Source organism: Enterobacter sp. BIDMC92 (genome assembly GCF_001030225.1).
Taxonomy (GTDB): Bacteria; Pseudomonadota; Gammaproteobacteria; order Enterobacterales; family Enterobacteriaceae; genus Enterobacter; species Enterobacter sichuanensis.
In genome coordinates this window covers 4,251,890-4,271,301 of record NZ_KQ087598.1, presented here as the reverse complement: position 1 = coordinate 4,271,301, position 19,412 = coordinate 4,251,890, and the positions used below count along the sequence as shown (strand labels likewise).

General features: G+C 55.6%; 17 protein-coding genes. 10 read left to right on the top strand and 7 right to left on the bottom strand.

Going from position 1 to position 19,412, the window contains the following annotated elements:
* Positions 1-4: 4 nt before the first annotated feature.
* From accB to acuI, 5 genes are all read right to left on the bottom strand, one after another.
* Positions 5-469 (bottom strand): acetyl-CoA carboxylase biotin carboxyl carrier protein, encoded by a 465-nt coding sequence (accB, locus tag SP99_RS19960; RefSeq protein WP_013098992.1) that lies wholly within the window; start codon positions 467-469, stop codon positions 5-7.
* A 21-nt stretch (positions 470-490) separates the two neighbouring features.
* The gene (gene aroQ / locus SP99_RS19955) at positions 491-943 is read right to left on the bottom strand and encodes a type II 3-dehydroquinate dehydratase (RefSeq protein WP_025756653.1); all 453 of its coding nucleotides are present in this window, start codon (positions 941-943) and stop codon (positions 491-493) included.
* A 233-nt stretch (positions 944-1,176) separates the two neighbouring features.
* Positions 1,177-1,776: a protein-methionine-sulfoxide reductase heme-binding subunit MsrQ gene (msrQ, locus tag SP99_RS19950; protein ID WP_025756654.1), complete on the bottom strand. Its 600-nt coding sequence runs from the start codon at positions 1,774-1,776 to the stop codon at positions 1,177-1,179.
* A complete protein-coding gene (gene msrP / locus SP99_RS19945) occupies positions 1,777-2,778 on the bottom strand; it encodes a protein-methionine-sulfoxide reductase catalytic subunit MsrP (RefSeq protein ID WP_025756655.1) in 1,002 nt (333 codons plus the stop codon).
* 77 nt (positions 2,779-2,855) lie between these two features.
* Positions 2,856-3,830 carry an acrylyl-CoA reductase (NADPH) gene (gene acuI, locus SP99_RS19940; protein ID WP_047959561.1) on the bottom strand — a complete coding sequence of 325 codons (975 nt, stop codon included), beginning with the start codon at positions 3,828-3,830 and terminating at the stop codon, positions 2,856-2,858.
* A gap of 182 nt (positions 3,831-4,012) precedes the next feature.
* Here acuI and csrD point away from each other — a divergent pair, with 182 nt between their 5' ends.
* From csrD to tldD, 8 genes are all read left to right on the top strand, one after another.
* Complete coding sequence (gene csrD, locus SP99_RS19935; RefSeq protein ID WP_047959560.1) at positions 4,013-5,953, top strand: RNase E specificity factor CsrD; 1,941 nt, start codon at positions 4,013-4,015, stop codon at positions 5,951-5,953.
* 282 nt (positions 5,954-6,235) lie between these two features.
* Positions 6,236-7,279: a rod shape-determining protein MreB gene (mreB, locus tag SP99_RS19930; RefSeq protein ID WP_000913396.1), complete on the top strand. Its 1,044-nt coding sequence runs from the start codon at positions 6,236-6,238 to the stop codon at positions 7,277-7,279.
* A 62-nt stretch (positions 7,280-7,341) separates the two neighbouring features.
* Positions 7,342-8,358, top strand: coding sequence for a rod shape-determining protein MreC (mreC, locus tag SP99_RS19925; RefSeq protein WP_023309400.1), 1,017 nt, complete (start codon positions 7,342-7,344; stop codon positions 8,356-8,358).
* Positions 8,358-8,846: a rod shape-determining protein MreD gene (mreD, locus tag SP99_RS19920; RefSeq protein ID WP_047959559.1), complete on the top strand. Its 489-nt coding sequence runs from the start codon at positions 8,358-8,360 to the stop codon at positions 8,844-8,846. Before mreC ends, mreD begins: the two co-directional genes overlap by 1 nt.
* A gap of 9 nt (positions 8,847-8,855) precedes the next feature.
* Positions 8,856-9,449, top strand: coding sequence for a Maf family protein (locus SP99_RS19915; RefSeq protein WP_047959558.1), 594 nt, complete (start codon positions 8,856-8,858; stop codon positions 9,447-9,449).
* Positions 9,439-10,908 carry a ribonuclease G gene (gene rng, locus SP99_RS19910; RefSeq protein WP_025756660.1) on the top strand — a complete coding sequence of 490 codons (1,470 nt, stop codon included), beginning with the start codon at positions 9,439-9,441 and terminating at the stop codon, positions 10,906-10,908. Before SP99_RS19915 ends, rng begins: the two co-directional genes overlap by 11 nt.
* A gap of 42 nt (positions 10,909-10,950) precedes the next feature.
* Entirely contained in the window at positions 10,951-14,751 is a 3,801-nt protein-coding gene (yhdP, locus tag SP99_RS19905) for an AsmA2 domain-containing protein YhdP (RefSeq protein WP_047959557.1), read from the top strand.
* Between the two features lie 84 nt (positions 14,752-14,835).
* Positions 14,836-16,281, top strand: coding sequence for a metalloprotease TldD (gene tldD / locus SP99_RS19900; protein ID WP_047959556.1), 1,446 nt, complete (start codon positions 14,836-14,838; stop codon positions 16,279-16,281).
* A 46-nt stretch (positions 16,282-16,327) separates the two neighbouring features.
* Here tldD and SP99_RS19895 read toward each other — a convergent pair whose 3' ends face one another.
* Both SP99_RS19895 and aaeR read right to left on the bottom strand, forming a co-directional pair.
* A complete protein-coding gene (locus tag SP99_RS19895) occupies positions 16,328-16,942 on the bottom strand; it encodes a YagU family protein (protein WP_047959555.1) in 615 nt (204 codons plus the stop codon).
* Between the two features lie 217 nt (positions 16,943-17,159).
* Complete coding sequence (aaeR, locus tag SP99_RS19890; RefSeq protein WP_045284722.1) at positions 17,160-18,086, bottom strand: HTH-type transcriptional activator AaeR; 927 nt, start codon at positions 18,084-18,086, stop codon at positions 17,160-17,162.
* Positions 18,087-18,265: 179 nt separating this feature from the next.
* Between aaeR and aaeX the strand changes: the two genes are divergently transcribed.
* Both aaeX and aaeA read left to right on the top strand, forming a co-directional pair.
* Positions 18,266-18,469 (top strand): p-hydroxybenzoic acid efflux pump operon protein AaeX, encoded by a 204-nt coding sequence (gene aaeX, locus SP99_RS19885; protein ID WP_003860416.1) that lies wholly within the window; start codon positions 18,266-18,268, stop codon positions 18,467-18,469.
* A 7-nt stretch (positions 18,470-18,476) separates the two neighbouring features.
* Positions 18,477-19,409, top strand: coding sequence for a p-hydroxybenzoic acid efflux pump subunit AaeA (gene aaeA, locus SP99_RS19880; protein WP_045284724.1), 933 nt, complete (start codon positions 18,477-18,479; stop codon positions 19,407-19,409).
* The last annotated feature ends 3 nt before the right edge of the window (positions 19,410-19,412 follow it).

Sequence of the window (19,412 nt, the reverse complement as noted above, 5' to 3'; positions counted from 1 at the left end):
CTCGTTACTCGATGACGACCAGCGGCTCGTCAAATTCAACCGGCTGACCACTTTCGACCAGAATCGCTTTCACAGTACCTGATTTGTCTGCTTCGATCTGGTTCATCATTTTCATCGCTTCAACGATGCACAGGGTATCGCCTACGTTGACTTTCTGACCCACTTCGATGAACGCCTTCGCGTCCGGGCTCGGGGTGCGGTAGAAAGTACCAACCATTGGGGAACGTACGATGTGACCACTGATTTCTGCTGCAGCGGCAGGTGCGGCTTCAGTTGCTGCTGGCGCAACGGCTGCGGAGAGCGCAGGCTGCTGCACTGGCGCAGCATAAGCCTGCTGCATTACCGGGAAGCTAGCGGCCGGGGCTGCACGGCTGATGCGTACAGACTCTTCGCCTTCAGAAATTTCCAGTTCGGAGATGCCTGATTCTTCAACCAGCTCGATCAGTTTTTTAATCTTACGAATATCCATGAGTGGGTTCCGTACTCTTGTTTAGTGTGATTGTGACAAGCGTTTTACCGCTGTCTGTAAAGCGTATGAATAACCGTCAGCGCCCAGTCCGCAGATAACGCCAGCGGCGATATCCGACAGATACGAATGGTGGCGGAACGGCTCTCGGGCGTGCACGTTACTGAGATGGATCTCGATAAACGGGATACTCACCGCCAGCAGTGCGTCGCGGATAGCAACACTGGTGTGCGTAAACGCGGCCGGATTGATCAGGATATAGTCCACATTGTCTTTAGCCTGATGAATACGGTCGATGAGTGCGTACTCCGCATTTGACTGAAAATGGTCCAAATCCACATTCAGTGACGCTGCTTCCGTACCCAGACGGTTAACAATTTCACTCAATGTCAGCGTTCCGTACTTCTCTGGCTCGCGGGTGCCGAGCATGTTGAGGTTCGGTCCGTTCAAAACTAAGATCTGGAATTTATCAGCCATTGTGCCGCTATCTCCTGCGAATCTCGGGTAAAAAACAAAATATACCTTCAACGCGCGATTGTCACCTAATCAGAGTCCGAAAACTCCGTCAGGGAAACCAAAGTCGCACATTATAACGATTTCGTAGCATTTGGCAGCTAAATACTGGTCTTATCAGGGAAGATTATCAACCGCTATCCGAAAAAGATTTGCGGTTGACGGGGAATCTGCGGGAAAACGCACAGTTTCGCGAACTATCGCAACCACTGGCGGAACTTCTTGTAACGCCATGCTAAAAGCACTGCGGCCGCCAGTGCGTACAGAACGGGCTGAGGCGAGAGGATCTTCACTGACCACAGGTAGTGAATGGGGGCGAGGATCGCGACAAGATAGACGAAGTTGTGCAGCAACTGCCAGCGCCTGCCCAGTTTACGCTGCGCGTATTGCGTGGAGGTCAGCGCTAACGCCAGTAAAATCACCCAGCTCACAATACCCAGCGTCAGATAAGGACGTGTCACCAGCTCGCGGCCCAGCAGCGCCAGATTGTTAATCCCCAGTTCCAGCAGCGCATAGCTGGTAAGGTGCAGCGTCGCCCAGGCAAAACACCATAGCCCCAAAAGCCGACGGGTGCGAATCAATAATGGTTGTTTAGCGTAGCGTGCCAGCGGCGTCACGAGCAAGGTGGCCAGCAAAAATTTCAGCGCCATCCTACCCGTAAAATGCTGGATATCCTTGGCCGGGTCGGCGCTAAAGAGGCCCTGGCTGGCGGCCCAGAATAGCCAGATAAAAGGAAGTAACCCGGCCAGGTGCAGCAGCACTTTCAGCCAGGTAATCTGCTTTGCCGTTAAACGCACTTAGAAATTCTCCCGTAAGTTCAGCCCACGATAGAGAGACGCCACCTCATCGGCATAGCCGTTAAACAGCAGCGTCGGCTGCCGCTTCACGTCCAGCGCACCGCCGGAACCGATAAAACGCTCGGTTGCCTGCGACCAGCGCGGGTGATCCACATGCGGATTCACATTCGCGAAGAACCCGTATTCGTCCGGCGCGGCCAGGTTCCAGGTGGTTGGCGGACGTTCGCGGGTCAGCTTAATGCTGACGATCGATTTAATTCCTTTGAAGCCATATTTCCACGGCACGGTTAAACGGACAGGGGCGCCGTTCTGCGGGGGAAGCGCTTTGCCATAAACGCCGACGGTCAGCAGGGTCAGAGGGTGCATCGCTTCGTCAAGACGTAATCCTTCTACATAGGGATAGTCCAGTCCACCACCGATAAACCGGTCTTTCTGCCCTGGCATCTCATCCGGCGCGTAACGCGTCTGGAAAGCGACATATTTTGCGTTGCTGGTGGGCTCAACCATTGCCAGTAATTTATGCAGCGGGAAGCCGACCCAGGGCACCACCATCGACCAGGCTTCCACACAGCGCATACGATAGATGCGCTCCTCTAACGGGAAACGGGTGGTGAGGTCGTGATGATCCAGGGTCAGGGGTTTGGCCACTTCGCCATCAATCTTCAACGTCCACGGATCGGTTTTGAGGCTTCCAGCGTTGGCGGCAGGATCGGCTTTGTCGAGGCCAAATTCGTAGAAGTTATTGTAGCCAGTGACTTTATCTTCCGGCGTGAGCGTCAGTTTGTTTTGCCACTCGGCAGGTTTCGTAAAGGTGAGCGGGGCACCGGAAGGGGCCTTAGGCCGATCGTTGCCTTTAAACCAGTCGAGCAGGTCGGCGTGTGCCGCCGGGGAAAGGGTGAGCGCGGTGGCGCTGATGCCAAGCATTTTCAGGATCTGGCGGCGCTGTAACATAAAGACAGATTCGGACGTTACGTCGGCTTCCGTCAGTTTTCGATTTTTCATGGCATCCTCCGTCATGCGTTTTTCTAAGCATGACGGAGGAGAGAGATTCGCGCGAATATGTCACGAAAATTTGAAGATTAGGCGATTTTCACCAGCGCGCGACCGTGGAACTGATTTGCCATGATCTTGCTGGCATACTCCGGCGCCTGGCCGAGCGTGATTTCCGTTGCGCTCTGGGTATAGAAGGATTCTGGCAGATCGCGCACCAGCCGTTCCCAGGCTTCCTGACGACGGGCGGATGGCGTCATAACGGAATCGACACCCTGCAGGCGTACGTTACGCAGAATAAAAGGCATCACGGTGGTTGGCAGGGCAAAGCCTCCCGCCAGCCCGCAGGCGGCAACGCAGCCGCCGTAGTTCATTTGTGCCAGCACTTTTGCCAGCACCTTATCACCAACGGTATCCACCGCCCCTGCCCAGACCTGTTTTTCCAGTGGACGGGTTTCGGCAAACTCGTCGCGACCAAGAATACGGCTGGCACCGAGCTGGCGCAGATAGTCGTGCGTGCTTTCGCGACCCGAAACCGCTGCGACCTGATAGCCCAGCGTGTGCAGCAGCGTGACGGCCGTACTGCCCACGCCGCCGCTGGCGCCGGTGACGACAATTTCACCCGACTCAGGGCGGATGCCGGCATCTTCCAGCGCCATCACGCACAGCATGGCGGTAAAGCCTGCGGTGCCGATGATCATCGCTTTACGGCCATCCATACCTTTCGGCACCGGTACCAGCCAGTCGCCCTTCACCCGCGCCTGCGAGGCCAGCCCGCCCCAGTGATTTTCACCGACGCCCCACCCGGTGAGCAGCACCTGCTGGCCGGTATGGAAGCGCGGATCTTCGCTGGTGCGAACCCGGCCCGCGAAATCAATCCCGGGTACCATCGGGAAATTTCGGATGATTTTACCTTTGCCGGTAATGGCCAGCGCATCCTTGTAATTCAGACTGGACCAGTCGATGTCGACAGTGACGTCGCCTTCAGGCAGTCGGCTCTCTTCAATGGCTTGCACTGAAGCAACGGTTTTGCCGTCCTGCTGTTCTAAGATCAAAGCCTGCATACAGGATCCTCACTATTCTGATGATTGGAAAATTTGTCCTGAAGACTATACTCGCTCAATGAAACGCGATGCCGATTTAACGCAATAAATTGCCAGATACACCCGATTTGGTAGTATGCCGCATTTGAAATGCAAGTTAGCGCTTACTCGCTACCCCATCAACCCACGGAGTAATCTCAAGGATGCGATTAACGACGAAGTTCTCAGCTTTTATCACCTTGCTGACAGGACTTACCATTTTTGTCACCCTTCTGGGTTGCTCTCTGAGTTTTTATAACGCCATTCAGGACAAACTGGTCAACCGGGTACAGTCTGTCGCATCGGTGATTGATACGCGTCTGGTGACGACGTCGTTACCGGTGCTGTCCCGTGAACTTGATGAGTTAATGGTCCCTGTCGATATTGTGCAGATCGACATTCAACAGGGAAAGCATCGCGTATTAAGCCATGAACGGCAGGGAGGTTATCGGCCTGCGGGCGTAGTGAGCCAGTACCGGGAAGTGACGGTACATTCCCTTAAAAATCCAGGGATGACTATACACATGGTCTACCTCGATCCGATGGCCAGCTATTTCCGCTCCATGATGACCACTGCGCCGCTCACCGTCTCCGTGGTGTTTATTGTCATGCTGATCTTTCTCGCGGTCCGCTGGCTGCGGCGCCAGCTCTCTGGGCAGGAGCTACTGGAGCTCCGCTCGGTACGGATCCTCAATGGTGAACGCGGGCCGCAGGTGAGGGGCTCGGTCCATGAATGGCCTGCACGCGCCAGCAGCGCGCTGGATACGCTGCTCTCCGAAATCCAGTTTGCCAGCGATCAGCGTAGCCGTATGGACACGCTGATCCGCTCTTATGCCGCCCAGGATAATAAAACCGGCCTTAACAACCGTCTTTTCTTTGATAATCAGCTCGCCACGCTGCTCGACGATTCAGAAAAGGTAGGGACACACGGGGTGGTAATGATGATTCGACTGCCCGATTTCGATCTCCTGCGCGACACCTGGGGACAGCGGGCCGCGGAAGAGAATCTCTTCACGCTGATTAACCTGCTCTCCACCTTTATTATGCGCTACCCGGGCGCGTTACTGGCCCGCTATCACCGCAGCGACTTTGCCGTATTGCTGCCTCATCGCACGTTGAAGGAGTCGGAAAGCATTGCCAGCCAGCTGCTGAAGGCGGTGGATGCGCTACCGCAGAGCAAAATGCTCGACAGGGACGATATGGTGCACATGGGGATCTGCGCCTGGCGCGGTGGGCAATCGGCTGAACAGGTGATGGAACATGCCGAAGCCGCCACCCGCAACGCCGTGCTGCAGGGAGCGAACGGATGGGCAGTGTATGATGACTCGCTACCGGAAAAAGGGCGCGGCAACGTGCGCTGGCGAACGCTGATCGAGCAAATGCTTAGCCGCGGCGGACCACGTATTTATCAAAAACCCGCGGTCATGAAAAATGGCAATGTGCATCATCGCGAGTTGATGTGTCGTATTTTTGACGGTACGGAAGAGGTTATCTCAGCGGAATATCTGCCGATGGTGCTGCAATTTGGCCTCTCTGAAGAGTATGACCGCCAGCAAATTACCCGGCTGATTCCGTTTTTATCGTTCTGGCCTGAAGAAAACCTGGCGTTACAGGTCACCGTGGAGTCGTTAATACGCCCGCGGTTTCAGCGCTGGCTGCGTGATACCTTAATGCAATGCGAAAAATCGCAACGCAAACACATTATTTTTGAACTTGCAGAGGCGGATGTTGGTCAACACATCAGCCGGTTACGCCCGGTGGTACGTTTGATCAATGCGCTCGGCGCGCGTATAGCGGTGACGCAGGCCGGTTTAACGCTGGTGAGTACCAACTGGATCAAGGAGCTGGATGTGGAGTTATTAAAGCTACATCCAGGCCTGGTAAGGAATATTGAGAAGCGAACGGAAAACCAGCTGCTGGTACAGAGTCTGGTTGAAGCTTGCAAGGGAACGCGGACACAAGTCTTTGCCACGGGCGTACGCTCCAGAAGCGAATGGCAGATGTTAACAGAGCGCGGCGTCATGGGTGGTCAGGGGGATTTTTTTGCTGCCTCTCAACCGCTTGACACCAACGTGAAAAAATATTTGCAAAGATACTCTGTTTGACCTGCCGTTTACGCTGTTTTCACGTAGAATATCGCGCCTGTAGCTTTGAGTATGTCGAGCAAATAGCCAGTGAACGACCTTTAACGGGTTACAAATGTCAGTGGGGAACGCTACTGTTTACTCAGCCCTGAGGGAGTCAGGGGATGAATTTGTAACATCAGGAAACGTACTGCACAAATTTTCACCGTTGCAGATGATTTTTGCGCCTTGTCGCTGCTGCGTGTGGTTGGTAAAGTAAGCGGATTTTGTTTTCCGCCCCAGCTTTCAGGATTATCCCTTAGTATGTTGAAAAAATTTCGTGGCATGTTTTCCAATGACCTGTCCATTGACCTGGGTACCGCGAATACCCTTATTTATGTAAAAGGACAAGGCATCGTATTGAATGAGCCTTCTGTTGTGGCCATTCGTCAGGATCGTGCAGGCTCGCCGAAAAGCGTCGCTGCAGTGGGTCATGACGCGAAGCAGATGCTGGGTCGTACCCCTGGCAACATCGCCGCCATTCGCCCAATGAAAGACGGCGTTATCGCCGACTTCTTCGTGACTGAAAAAATGCTTCAGCACTTCATCAAGCAGGTTCACAGCAACAGCTTCATGCGTCCAAGCCCGCGTGTTCTGGTATGTGTGCCGGTTGGCGCAACCCAGGTAGAACGTCGCGCAATCCGTGAATCTGCCCAGGGTGCAGGTGCACGTGAAGTGTTCCTGATTGAAGAGCCAATGGCGGCGGCAATCGGTGCAGGTCTGCCTGTTTCTGAAGCCACCGGTTCGATGGTGGTGGATATCGGTGGCGGTACCACTGAAGTGGCCGTTATCTCTCTGAACGGCGTGGTCTACTCCTCTTCCGTACGTATCGGTGGTGACCGCTTCGATGAAGCCATCATTAATTACGTGCGCCGTAACTACGGCTCTCTGATCGGTGAAGCGACCGCAGAGCGTATCAAACACGAAATCGGCTCTGCGTATCCGGGCGATGAAGTGCGTGAGATCGAAGTGCGTGGCCGTAACCTGGCTGAAGGTGTTCCACGCGGTTTTACCCTGAACTCCAACGAAATTCTGGAAGCACTGCAGGAACCACTGACGGGCATCGTGAGCGCAGTAATGGTTGCGCTGGAACAGTGCCCACCAGAACTGGCGTCCGATATCTCCGAGCGCGGTATGGTTCTGACCGGTGGTGGTGCGCTGCTGCGTAACCTCGACCGCCTGTTAATGGAAGAGACAGGTATTCCTGTCGTAGTTGCAGAAGATCCACTGACTTGCGTCGCCCGTGGTGGTGGCAAGGCGCTGGAAATGATCGACATGCACGGCGGCGATTTGTTCAGCGAAGAGTAGTCGAGTTTGAGAGGGTAGCAATTTGCTACCCTTTCTCTCTGACGCGAGAATACGCATAGCCTATGAAGCCAATTTTTAGCCGTGGCCCATCGCTACAGTTTCGCCTTATTCTGGCGGTTCTGGTTGCGCTTGGGGTCATTATTGCCGATAGCCGCCTCGGTACGTTCAGCCAGATCAGAACGTACATGGATACCGCCGTCAGTCCTTTCTACTTTGTATCAAATGGTCCCCGTGAACTCCTCGACTCCGTTTCACAAACGCTGTCTTCGCGTGACCAACTCGAACTCGAAAACCGGGCATTACGCCAGGAACTGCTGCTGAAAAACAGCGAACTGCTGATGCTGGGGCAATACAAGCAGGAAAACGCGCGTCTGCGTGAGCTCCTCGGCTCGCCGCTGCGTCAGGATGAGCAGAAAATGGTCACGCAGGTGATCTCCACCGTGAACGACCCTTACAGCGATCAGGTTGTGATCGACAAAGGGAGCGTAAACGGCGTGTATGAAGGCCAGCCTGTTATCAGTGATAAAGGCGTGGTGGGCCAGGTGGTCGCCGTGGCCAAGCTGACCAGCCGCGTGCTGCTGATTTGTGATGCTACCCATGCGCTGCCGATCCAGGTTCTGCGTAACGACATTCGCGTGATCGCGGCCGGTAACGGCTGTACGGATGACCTGCAGCTGGAACACCTGCCTGCCAACACGGATATCCGTGTTGGTGACGTACTGGTGACCTCCGGTCTGGGTGGACGCTTCCCTGAGGGCTATCCGGTTGCGGTGGTCTCGTCAGTTAAGCTGGATACGCAACGGGCCTATACCGTGATCCAGGCGCGTCCAACCGCAGGTTTACAGCGTCTGCGCTATCTGCTGCTGTTGTGGGGTGCCGATCGGAATGGCGCTAACCCGATGACGCCTGAAGAGGTGCATCGTGTAGCGAATGAACGCCTGATGCAGATGATGCCGCAGGTTCTCCCGCCTGCGGATTCCATGGGGCCGCCTGCGCCCGTGCCAGCGCCGGCTACAGGGTTAACGCAGCCGCTGCCGGATGCGCCGCCACCGCCTAAACTCTCTTCGGGAGGGCAGTAGTGGCAAGTTATCGTAGCCAGGGACGCTGGGTCATCTGGCTCTCGTTTCTCATTGCACTGTTACTGCAGGTGATGCCCTGGCCGGATGAGATTCTCGTTTTCCGGCCAAACTGGGTATTGCTCATTCTGCTTTACTGGATCCTTGCCCTGCCGCATCGCGTAAATGTCGGCACAGGTTTTGTGATGGGTGCCATACTGGATCTCATTAGCGGCTCTACGCTTGGTGTGCGCGCCTTGTCCATGAGTATTATTGCGTACCTCGTCGCACTCAAATTCCAGCTCTTTCGTAACCTTGCGCTCTGGCAACAGGCTCTGGTCGTGATGTTATTGTCGCTCGCTTCGGATATCGTTGTTTTCTGGGCAGAGTTTTTAGTGATCAACGTCTCTTTCCGACCGGAAGTGTTCTGGAGTAGTGTAGTAAACGGTGTGCTCTGGCCATGGCTGTTCCTGCTGATGCGTAAGGTTCGCCAGCAGTTTGCTGTGCAATAAAAGGTTTCTATGACGTCTTTGTATCTCGCTTCCGGCTCCCCGCGCCGCCAGGAACTCCTGACGCAGTTAGGGGTATCTTTTGAACGCATCGTGACCGGCATTGAAGAAAAACGTGCCGAGGGCGAAAGTGCTCAACAGTACGTGTCGCGCCTGGCGCGCGAGAAAGCGCAGGCTGGCGTCGCCAGTGTGCCACGCGATCTTCCCGTGCTGGGAGCAGATACCATCGTTATCCTTAACGGTGAAGTGCTTGAGAAACCCTGCGACGCCAATCATGCGGCGCGCATGCTGCGCAAAATGTCCGGACAAACGCATCAGGTGATGACGGCGGTCGCGCTGGCTGACCGTCAGCACGTGCTGGATTGCCTGGTGGTGACGGATGTGACATTCAGAGTACTTACCGACGACGAGATCGCCGCTTATATCGCCAGCGGTGAACCGATGGATAAGGCAGGTGCATACGGTATTCAGGGGCTGGGTGGCTGTTTTGTCAGGAAGATTAATGGCAGCTATCACGCCGTAGTCGGCTTACCGCTGGTGGAAACGTATGAGTTGCTGAGCAATTTTAACTCACTGCGTGAGGGAAGGGATAATTATGACGGCTGAATTGTTGGTAAACGTAACGCCATCGGAAACCCGTGTGGCCTACATTGATGGTGGCATTCTTCAGGAAATTCATATTGAGCGTGAAGCGCGGCGCGGAATAGTAGGCAATATCTACAAAGGTCGTGTCAGTCGTGTACTACCGGGTATGCAGGCGGCTTTTGTAGATATTGGACTGGATAAGGCGGCATTTTTACATGCCTCCGATATTATGCCGCACACCGAGTGCGTCGCCGGCGAAGAGCAAAAGCAGTTTGCCGTGCGCGATATTTCTGAGCTGGTGCGTCAGGGACAGGATCTGATGGTGCAGGTGGTGAAAGATCCCCTCGGCACCAAAGGCGCCCGTCTGACCACCGACATTACCTTACCTTCCCGTTATCTGGTCTTTATGCCTGGCGCGTCGCACGTGGGCGTTTCGCAGCGTATCGAGAGCGAAAGCGAGCGTGAGCGCCTTAAAAAAGTGGTCAGCGCGTACTGCGATGAACAGGGCGGATTTATCATCCGTACCGCCGCGGAAGGGATCAGCGAAGAAGACCTGGCGTCTGACGCGGCTTACCTGAAGCGCGTCTGGACCAAAGTGATGGAGCGTAAAAAACGCAACCAGACCCGCTGCCAGCTCTATGGTGAGCTGGCCCTTGCTCAGCGTGTCCTGCGTGACTTTGCCGATGCGCAGCTTGACCGTATTCGCGTGGACTCTCGCCTGACTTACGAAGCGCTGCTGGAATTTACCGCCGAGTACATTCCGGAGATGCCTGGCCTGCTGGAGCATTACACGGGGCGTCAGCCGATCTTCGATCTGTATGATGTCGAAAACGAGATCCAGCGTGCGCTGGAGCGTAAGGTTGAGCTGAAATCCGGCGGGTACCTGATCATCGATCAGACCGAGGCGATGACCACCGTCGATATCAATACCGGCGCGTTTGTCGGCCATCGCAACCTGGATGACACCATCTTTAACACCAACATCGAAGCCACGCAGGCCATTGCGCGCCAGCTTCGTCTGCGTAATCTGGGCGGCATTATCATCATCGACTTTATCGATATGAGTAATGAAGACCATCGCCGCCGCGTGCTGCACTCGCTTGAGCAGGCGCTGAGTAAGGATCGCGTGAAGACCAGCATCAACGGGTTCTCACAACTGGGGCTGGTGGAAATGACCCGTAAGCGTACCCGTGAAAGCGTGGAGCATGTGCTGTGTAATGAATGCCCAACCTGCCATGGACGCGGAACGGTAAAGACGGTTGAGACCGTCTGCTACGAAATTATGCGTGAAATCGTCCGTGTTCATCATGCCTACGACTCCGATCGTTTTCTGGTCTATGCTTCCCCTGCGGTGGCTGAAGCGCTGAAAGGCGAAGAGTCACATGCGCTGGCGGAGGTGGAAATTTTTGTCGGCAAACAGGTAAAAGTACAAATTGAACCGCTCTATAACCAGGAGCAGTTCGACGTTGTGATGATGTAAGACGCAGTTCGCTGTGTGACCAAAGCTGACAAGGAGAGATGCGTGAGGCGATTGCCGGGGATTTTATTGCTTACAGGGGCAACGCTGGTCGTGATTGTCGCGTTGCTCGTGAGCGGGCTACGCCTCGTTTTACCGCATCTGGACAGTTGGCGTCCGCAACTGCTGGCAAAAATCGAATCCACCACCGGCGTGCCGGTGGACGTCAGCCAGATAAGCGCCAGCTGGCAGAATTTTGGCCCGACGCTCGATGCCCGGGATATCAATGCCAGCCTGAAAGATGGCGGCCACCTCAAAATCAAACGCGTGACCCTGGCGCTCGACGTCTGGCAAAGCCTGCTGCATCTGCGCTGGCAGTTTCGCGATCTCACCTTTTATCAGCTCCAGTTTCTGACCAATACCCCCATCTCGGGTGGCGACAGCAGTCAGGGGCTTGAGGCCAACCGTTTTAGCGATCTTTTCCTGCGCCAGTTCGATCATTTCGATCTGCGCGACAGCGAGGTGAGCTTTATTACCCTCTCTGGACAGCGCGCGGAACTGGCGATCCCACAGCTGACCTGGCTCAATGGCAGAAACCGGCACCGCGCTGAAGGGCAGGTGAGTCTCTCCAGCCTGAACGGTCAGCACGGCGTCATGCAGGTACGCATGGATCTGCGGGATGATGACGGTCTGCTCAACAACGGCAAAGTCTGGCTGCAGGCCGACGATGTGGATGTGAAGCCGTGGCTGGGGAAGTGGATCCAGCAGAATATGCAGCTGGAAACCGCCCGTTTCAGCCTTGAAGGCTGGCTGACCTTGACGAAAGGCGAATTTGCCAGCGGGGATATCTGGCTCAAGCAGGGAGGCGCAAGCTGGAAAGGTGAAAACCAGCAGCACCAGCTTTCCGTCGATAACCTCACGGCGCACGTGACCCAGGAGAAAGAGGGATGGCAGTTCGCCATTCCGGATACGCGTATCACCATGGACGGCAAGGCCTGGCCGCGCGGCGCGCTGAAGCTGGCCTGGATGCCGGAGCAGGATGTCGGCGGCGTGGCAAACAAACGCAGCGATGAACTGCGCATCCGCGCCAGCAATCTGGATCTCGGTGCCATTGAAGGCCTGCGCTCGATGGCCGCAAAGCTCTCCCCGGATCTCGGTGAGATTTGGCTGGCCACACAGCCGAGCGGGAAGATAGACGCCCTTGCGCTCGACATCCCGCTACAGGCAACGGAAAAGACCCGTTTTCAGGCCTCGTGGAAAGATCTTGCCTGGAAGCAGTGGAAGCTGCTGCCGGGGGCCGAACACTTTAGCGGCAAGCTGGAAGGCAGCGTGGAAGACGGCCGGCTGACGGTTGATATGCACGACGCCAGAATGCCTTACGAGACGGTGTTCCGCGCGCCGCTGGAAATTGAACAGGGCAACGCGGTGCTTAACTGGCTCCGTAACGATAAAGGTTTCCAGCTTGATGGCCGCCATATCGACGTTAAAGCCAAAGCCGTACATGCCCGTGGCGATTTCCGCTATCTGCAGCCAGCAGGTGATGAACCCTGGCTGGGGATCCTGGCGGGGATCAGTACCACTGATGGTTCTCAGGCCTGGCGTTATTTCCCGGAAAACCTGATGGGTAAAGCGCTGGTAGACTATCTGAGCGGTGCCATTCAGGGCGGTCAGGCCGATAATGCCACGCTGGTCTACGGTGGCAATCCACATCTTTTCCCGTACAAACATAATGAAGGTCAGTTCCAGGTACTGGTGCCGTTACACAACGCCACCTTCGCGTTCCAGCCGGGCTGGCCCGCGCTGAAAAACCTGGACATTGAACTTAATTTCCTCAATGACGGATTGTGGATGAAGTCGGACAACGTGGCGCTGGGTGGCGTGACGGCCAGCAACCTGACGGCAAACATCCCCGACTATTCAAAAGAAAAACTGCTGATTGATGCCGACATCAACGGTCCGGGTAAAGCCGTGGGGCCCTATTTTGAGGAGACGCCGTTAAAAGCGTCGCTGGCGGCGACGCTGCAGCAACTCCAGCTTGATGGCGATGTGAATGCTCGCTTACATCTTGATATTCCGCTGGACGGCGAAATGACTACCGCCAAAGGCGACGTCCGTCTGAAGAATAACAGTCTGTATATCAAACCCCTTGAGAGCACCCTGAAAAACCTCAGCGGGCAGTTTAGTTTTGAGAACGGTAACCTGAAAAGCGAACCGCTGACCGCCAGCTGGTTTAATCAGCCCGTGAAGATTGACTTCTCGACGACCGAGGGGGAAAAGGCGTATCAGGTGGCCGTCAATCTGGACGGTAACTGGCAGCCATCGCGCATGGATGTCCTTCCGAAGCCGATTGAGGCGTCAGTGAATGGCGCGGTCGCCTGGCAGGGCAAAGTTGCAATCGATCTGCCTTATCACGCGGAGGCGCGTTATCAGGTCGACATTACGGGCGATCTGAAAAACCTGCAGAGCCAGCTGCCTGCACCGCTGGATAAACAGCCCGGACAGCCGCTGCCGGTGAAGCTGAACGTTGACGGCAACCTGAACAGCTTCGAGCTGACCGGAAACGCGGGCGGGATGAACCACTTCAACAGCCGTTGGCTGCTTAACCGCAAGCTCACCCTCGATAAAGCCATCTGGACGACGGATAGCCGCTCCACGCCACCGCTGCCGCAGCAGTCGGGCATTGAGCTTAATCTCCCGCCAATGGACGGTGCAGAATGGCTGGCACTGTTCCAGAAAGGTGTGGGGCAAAACGTTGATGAATCGGCCCAGTTCCCGCAAACCATTACCGTACGCACCCCGTCGCTGATGCTGGGCGGGCAGCAGTGGAACAACCTGAGCATCGTGTCTCAGCCCACCGCTAACGGCTCGAAAGTGGAGGCTCAGGGCAGGGAGATCAACGGTACGCTGACCATGCGCGATAACGCCCCATGGCAAGCGGCGATCCGCTATCTCTATTACAACCCGGCAAGCACGAGCGGGAAAAACTCGCCAGCCGAGACATCGCCGTTGAGCAAGACATCCCGCGTTGATTTTAGCGGCTGGCCCGATCTCCAGCTGCGCTGTGCGGAGTGCTGGCTGTGGGGGCAAAAATATGGCCGTATCGACGGTGATTTCGCCATTGATGGAAACACGCTGAAGCTCTCCGGCGGCCTGGTTGATACCGGTTTTGGTCGCATGACTGCCGCAGGGGAATGGGTGAATAATCCCGGTGAACAACGTACGTCTCTGAAAGGCGACATTAAAGGTAACAAACTGGATGCGGCCACCAATTTCTTTGGTATCAGTACACCGCTGCGCGGTTCGTCATTTGACGTCGATTATGATCTTCACTGGCGTGACGCACCGTGGAAGCCGGATGAGGCCTCGCTGAACGGCATTCTGAAAACCCGCTTCGGCAAAGGTGAAATCGCTGACGTGAGCACGGGGCGTGCAGGGCAGATCCTGCGCTTGCTGAGCTTTGATGCGCTGCTGCGTAAGCTGCGCTTTGATTTCAGCGATACCTTCAGCGAAGGGTTCTACTACGATTCCATCCGCAGTACAGCGTGGATCAAGGACGGCGTGATGCATACGGACGACACGCTGGTGGACGGCCTCGAAGCGGATATCGCCATGAAAGGCTCGGTCAATCTCGTGCGTCGCGAGCTGGATATGGAAGCCGTGGTGGCGCCGGAAATTTCCGCCAGCGTGGGTGTGGCGGCGGCCTTTGTGGTGAACCCGATTGTCGGTGCGGCGGTGTTTGCCGCCAGTAAAGTGCTGGGGCCGCTGTGGAGCAAGGTCTCCATTCTGCGCTACCGCATTACCGGTCCGGTGGATAAACCGCAAATTAACGAGGTGCTGCGCCAGCCGCGCAAAGATGCACAGCAATGATTTGACGTGGGCAGGTAATTGCCTCACTCTCAATAAATACGATCTTTATACCGCCACGGGCGGCAACGAACGAGTAGCAATACGATGAGTCTGAACCTGGTAAGTGAACATTTGCTCGCAGCGAACGGCCTGAGCCATCAGGACCTGTTCTCCATTCTTGGTCAACTGACCGAACGCCGTCTCGACTACGGCGATCTCTATTTCCAGTCGAGCTATCACGAATCCTGGGTTTTAGAAGACAGCATCATCAAAGATGGCTCTTATAACATCGATCAGGGCGTCGGCGTTCGTGCCGTTAGCGGCGAGAAAACCGGTTTTGCCTATGCCGATCAGATTAGCCTGGCCGCACTTGAGCAGAGCGCGCAGGCCGCGCGTACCATTGTGCGCGATACCGGCGATGGTCGCGTGAAAACCCTCGGTGAAGTGTCGCACTCTGCGCTCTATACCACCATCGATCCGCTGCAGAGCATGAGCCGTGAAGAGAAGCTGGATATCCTGCGCCGCGTAGACAAAGTGGCGCGTGCTGCCGATAAACGCGTGCAGGAGGTCTCAGCCAGCCTGAGCGGTGTGTACGAGTTGATTCTGGTTGCGGCCACTGACGGTACGCTGGCGGCGGATGTGCGTCCGCTGGTGCGTCTCTCCATCAGCGTGCAGGTCGATGATGACGGCAAACGCGAGCGCGGCTCCAGCGGCGGCGGCGGTCGTTTCGGCTATGACTGGTTCCTGGGGGATGTTGACGGTGAAGCGCGCGCTGACGCGTGGGCAAAAGAAGCCGTGCGCATGGCGCTGGTGAATCTGAATGCTGTCGCGGCACCGGCGGGGTCATTCCCGGTGGTGCTGGGTGCCGGCTGGCCGGGCGTGCTGTTGCACGAAGCGGTAGGACACGGTCTGGAAGGCGATTTTAACCGCCGCGGTACGTCCGTATTCAGCGGTCAGATCGGGCAACTTGTCTCCTCTGAGCTGTGCACCGTGGTGGATGACGGCACTCTGCGCGATCGCCGTGGTTCGGTGGCTATCGACGACGAAGGCACCCCAGGCCAGTACAATGTGCTGATTGAAAACGGTGTGCTGAAAGGCTACATGCAGGACAAACTCAACGCGCGCCTGATGGGCGTCGCGCCAACGGGTAACGGTCGTCGTGAATCCTATGCGCACCTGCCAATGCCGCGCATGACCAACACCTATATGCTGCCGGGCAAATCGACGCCACAGGAGATTATCGAATCCGTTGATTACGGTATCTTTGCGCCAAACTTTGGCGGCGGCCAGGTGGACATCACTTCCGGGAAGTTCGTCTTCTCCACGTCAGAAGCGTACCTGATCGAGAAAGGTAAAGTGACCAAAGCGGTGAAAGGCGCAACGCTGATTGGCTCCGGTATTGAAGCCATGCAGCAGATCTCCATGGTCGGTAACGATCTCAGGCTCGATAACGGCGTGGGCGTCTGCGGTAAAGAGGGCCAGAGCCTGCCGGTTGGCGTGGGCCAGCCAACGCTGAAAGTGGACAACCTGACGGTAGGCGGTACGGCCTGACCTGCGTTCACATAAAAAACAGGCGCTACCGGGTAGCGCCTTTTTTTTAACGTAAGTGACCCAGCGGTATCTCCGGATCCGGCTCGTGGGTGATGCGGTTGCGTAAATCGCGACGAATGATCTCGATCGACCAGAACCAGATCAGATGACCCACGATCTCTGACACGTGCTCATACCAGGGAAGTGTAAACAGCGGTGGTGTCAGCCCCATCAGCGGGAAGGAGATCATATGAACAAAAAGCTGGGCTAACGCACCCGCCAGCAAACCCTGCCAGAGTTTAATTTTCGGAAAGACTTCAGCAACTACACAATATCCCACCGCGAAGACAACGGAGAAAATAATATGTGTTACACCAACCCAGTTAAATATATGTCCGGCAAAGGTATAAACCGCCGCGTTAGGATCAACGACGCCCAGCCAGTCGCGTAAAAAAACATAAGGTGGGTTTAAAAAATTACGAGAGCAATCTATCTGACCTGCGGCTCTTATTAATTGCTCCGGCCCACAGGCGGCGGTGAATAAATCGGTGGGGCTTCGTGGCGGGAGGGGGACCTCGGCACCCCATTTGACAAACGCGGAGACAATCCCTGCAATCAAACCGATGAACGCGGCGAGTCCATAGCGCCTGCGTGACGGCGGTGTTTGTTCAAATATATTCATTTCTTTTCCTTGTTTAACGTCATCCTGCGGAATACATTTTATTATTCAAATCAGCAACAAATTAATAACAGTCCGAATGCCAGACTGTTATTAAGGTAAAGGCCAGACGGCGGCAGTGTCAATTCGCTATTCCTGATAGTGGCAAAAGAATATTCCTGGATGAAGGTCTGCTTCATCCTGAAATATTAATGGCGCGGATATTTCAGAAATTAATCACTTATTCCTTTCTTCTTCCCCGCATCCCCTGAAACAGCTCTGCTACGTCCACAAAATAGTCGGTCAGATAGTTAATACATACCTGTACCTTGAGCGGCAGCTTGTCTTTTTCGGTATACAGGGCGTACACGGGGCGCGGATCGGATTGATAGCGCGGGAACAGGATCTCCAGCACGCCGCTGTTGATCTCGTTGATCACCCACATCAGCGGCACGTAGGCGATCCCGGCCCCGGCCACCAGCCAGCGCGAAATGGTCATCGGGTCGTTGGTCACAAACCGGCCTTCCGGCAGCAGTCGGGTGGAGATCCCTTCCGGGGCAATCAGCTCAAATTCATTGTCGGGCCGCACGCTGTACTCCAGCCACGAGTGGTTGCTGAGATCGGCGGGTTTCTCAGGGACACCGTACTGCGCCAGATAGCTTTTTGAGGCGCAGACCACCATCGGCATGCTGCCCAGCCGACGCGAGAACAGGCTGGAATCCTGTAATGCACCGACGCGGATCACCACATCCAGCCCGTCGGCAATCAGATCCGGCGCCGGAATACCCGTCACCAGATTGACGGTCAGCCCAGGGTATTCTTTCAGCATATCCGCGGTCATGGCGGCGAGAACATTTTGTGCCATAGTTGAAGAACAACCAATGCGCAGGGTGCCAATAGGCGTGTTGTTAAAGGCGTAGAGTTGCTCGTGAACATCCTGCACTTCATGCAGCATGCGGCGACAGCCCTGATAGTAAATTTTACCCGCTTCCGTCAGCCCAATGCTGCGGGTACTGCGGTTGAGCAGCTTGACCTGAAGCTCATCTTCCAGTTTGGACACTGTCTGGCTGATGGATGAGACGCTCATCTGAAGCTGGCGTGCCGCCGCGGTAAAAGAGCCCAGTTCAACCACTTTGGCGAAGACCGACATGCGTTTTAAACGTTCCATTGTTCACTCTGGCTTAAAAGTGATTTAGATCACATATTATAGATAACAGCATAACAGTTACGTTAATATATTATTAATTACATAACGGCTGCGCCATTCCCGCCCGGCGTTTCTTGCTCTCCTGCGGTGGCGTACGCTAAAAAATTCTGAAGCCTGCACTCTCGCTTATCAAGGTCAACATGAGTCTGTTTCCCGTTATCGTGGTGTTCGGTCTGTCGTTCCCACCGATATTTTTCGAGCTGCTTTTATCACTGGCGATTTTCTGGCTGGTGCGCAAGGTGCTGGTTCCTACCGGGATCTACGATTTCGTCTGGCATCCTGCATTGTTCAATACCGCGCTGTATTGCTGCCTGTTTTACCTGATATCGCGCATGTTTGTCTGAGGTTGATGTGAAAACACTAACAAGAAAAATCTCCCGCACCGCCATCACCATGGCGCTGGTTATCCTCGCGTTCATCGCTATTTTTCGCGCCTGGGTCTATTACACCGAATCGCCGTGGACGCGTGACGCGCGTTTCAGCGCGGATGTTGTGGCGATCGCTCCCGATGTGGCCGGGCTTATCACGGCGGTTAACGTTCACGATAACCAGTTAGTGAAGAAAGACCAGGTGCTGTTCACCATCGACCAGCCGCGTTACCAGAAGGCGCTGGAAGAAGCGGAAGCGGATGTGGCCTATTACCAGGCGCTGGCCGCAGAGAAACGTCGTGAGGCAGGGCGTCGTAATCAGCTGGGCGTTCAGGCGATGTCCCGCGAAGAGATTGATCAGTCCAACAACGTGCTGCAAACCGTACTGCACCAGCTGGCGAAAGCGCAGGCGACGCGCGATCTGGCGAAGCTTGATCTGGAGCGCACCGTGATCCGTGCGCCCGCTGACGGCTGGGTGACCAACCTGAATGTCTATGCCGGGGAATTTATCACCCGCGGCTCAACCGCTGTGGCGCTGGTGAAACAGAACTCCTTCTACGTGCTCGCCTATATGGAAGAGACCAAGCTGGAAGGCGTACGTCCCGGTTTTAGGGCGGAAATCACGCCGCTTGGCAGCAACCGCGTCTTTAAAGGTACCGTGGACAGCGTCGCGGCAGGGGTGACCAACTCCAGCAGCTCTAACGATGCAAAAGGGATGGCGACCGTCGATTCCAACCTTGAGTGGGTACGTCTGGCCCAGCGTGTGCCGGTGCGTATCCACCTGGACGAACAGCAGGGTAATGTGTGGCCTGCCGGTACCACGGCGACGGTGGTGATCACCGGGGAAAAAGACCGGGACGCCAGCCAGGACTCATTCTTCCGTAAAATTGCCCATCGCCTGCGCGAGTTTGGTTAACCG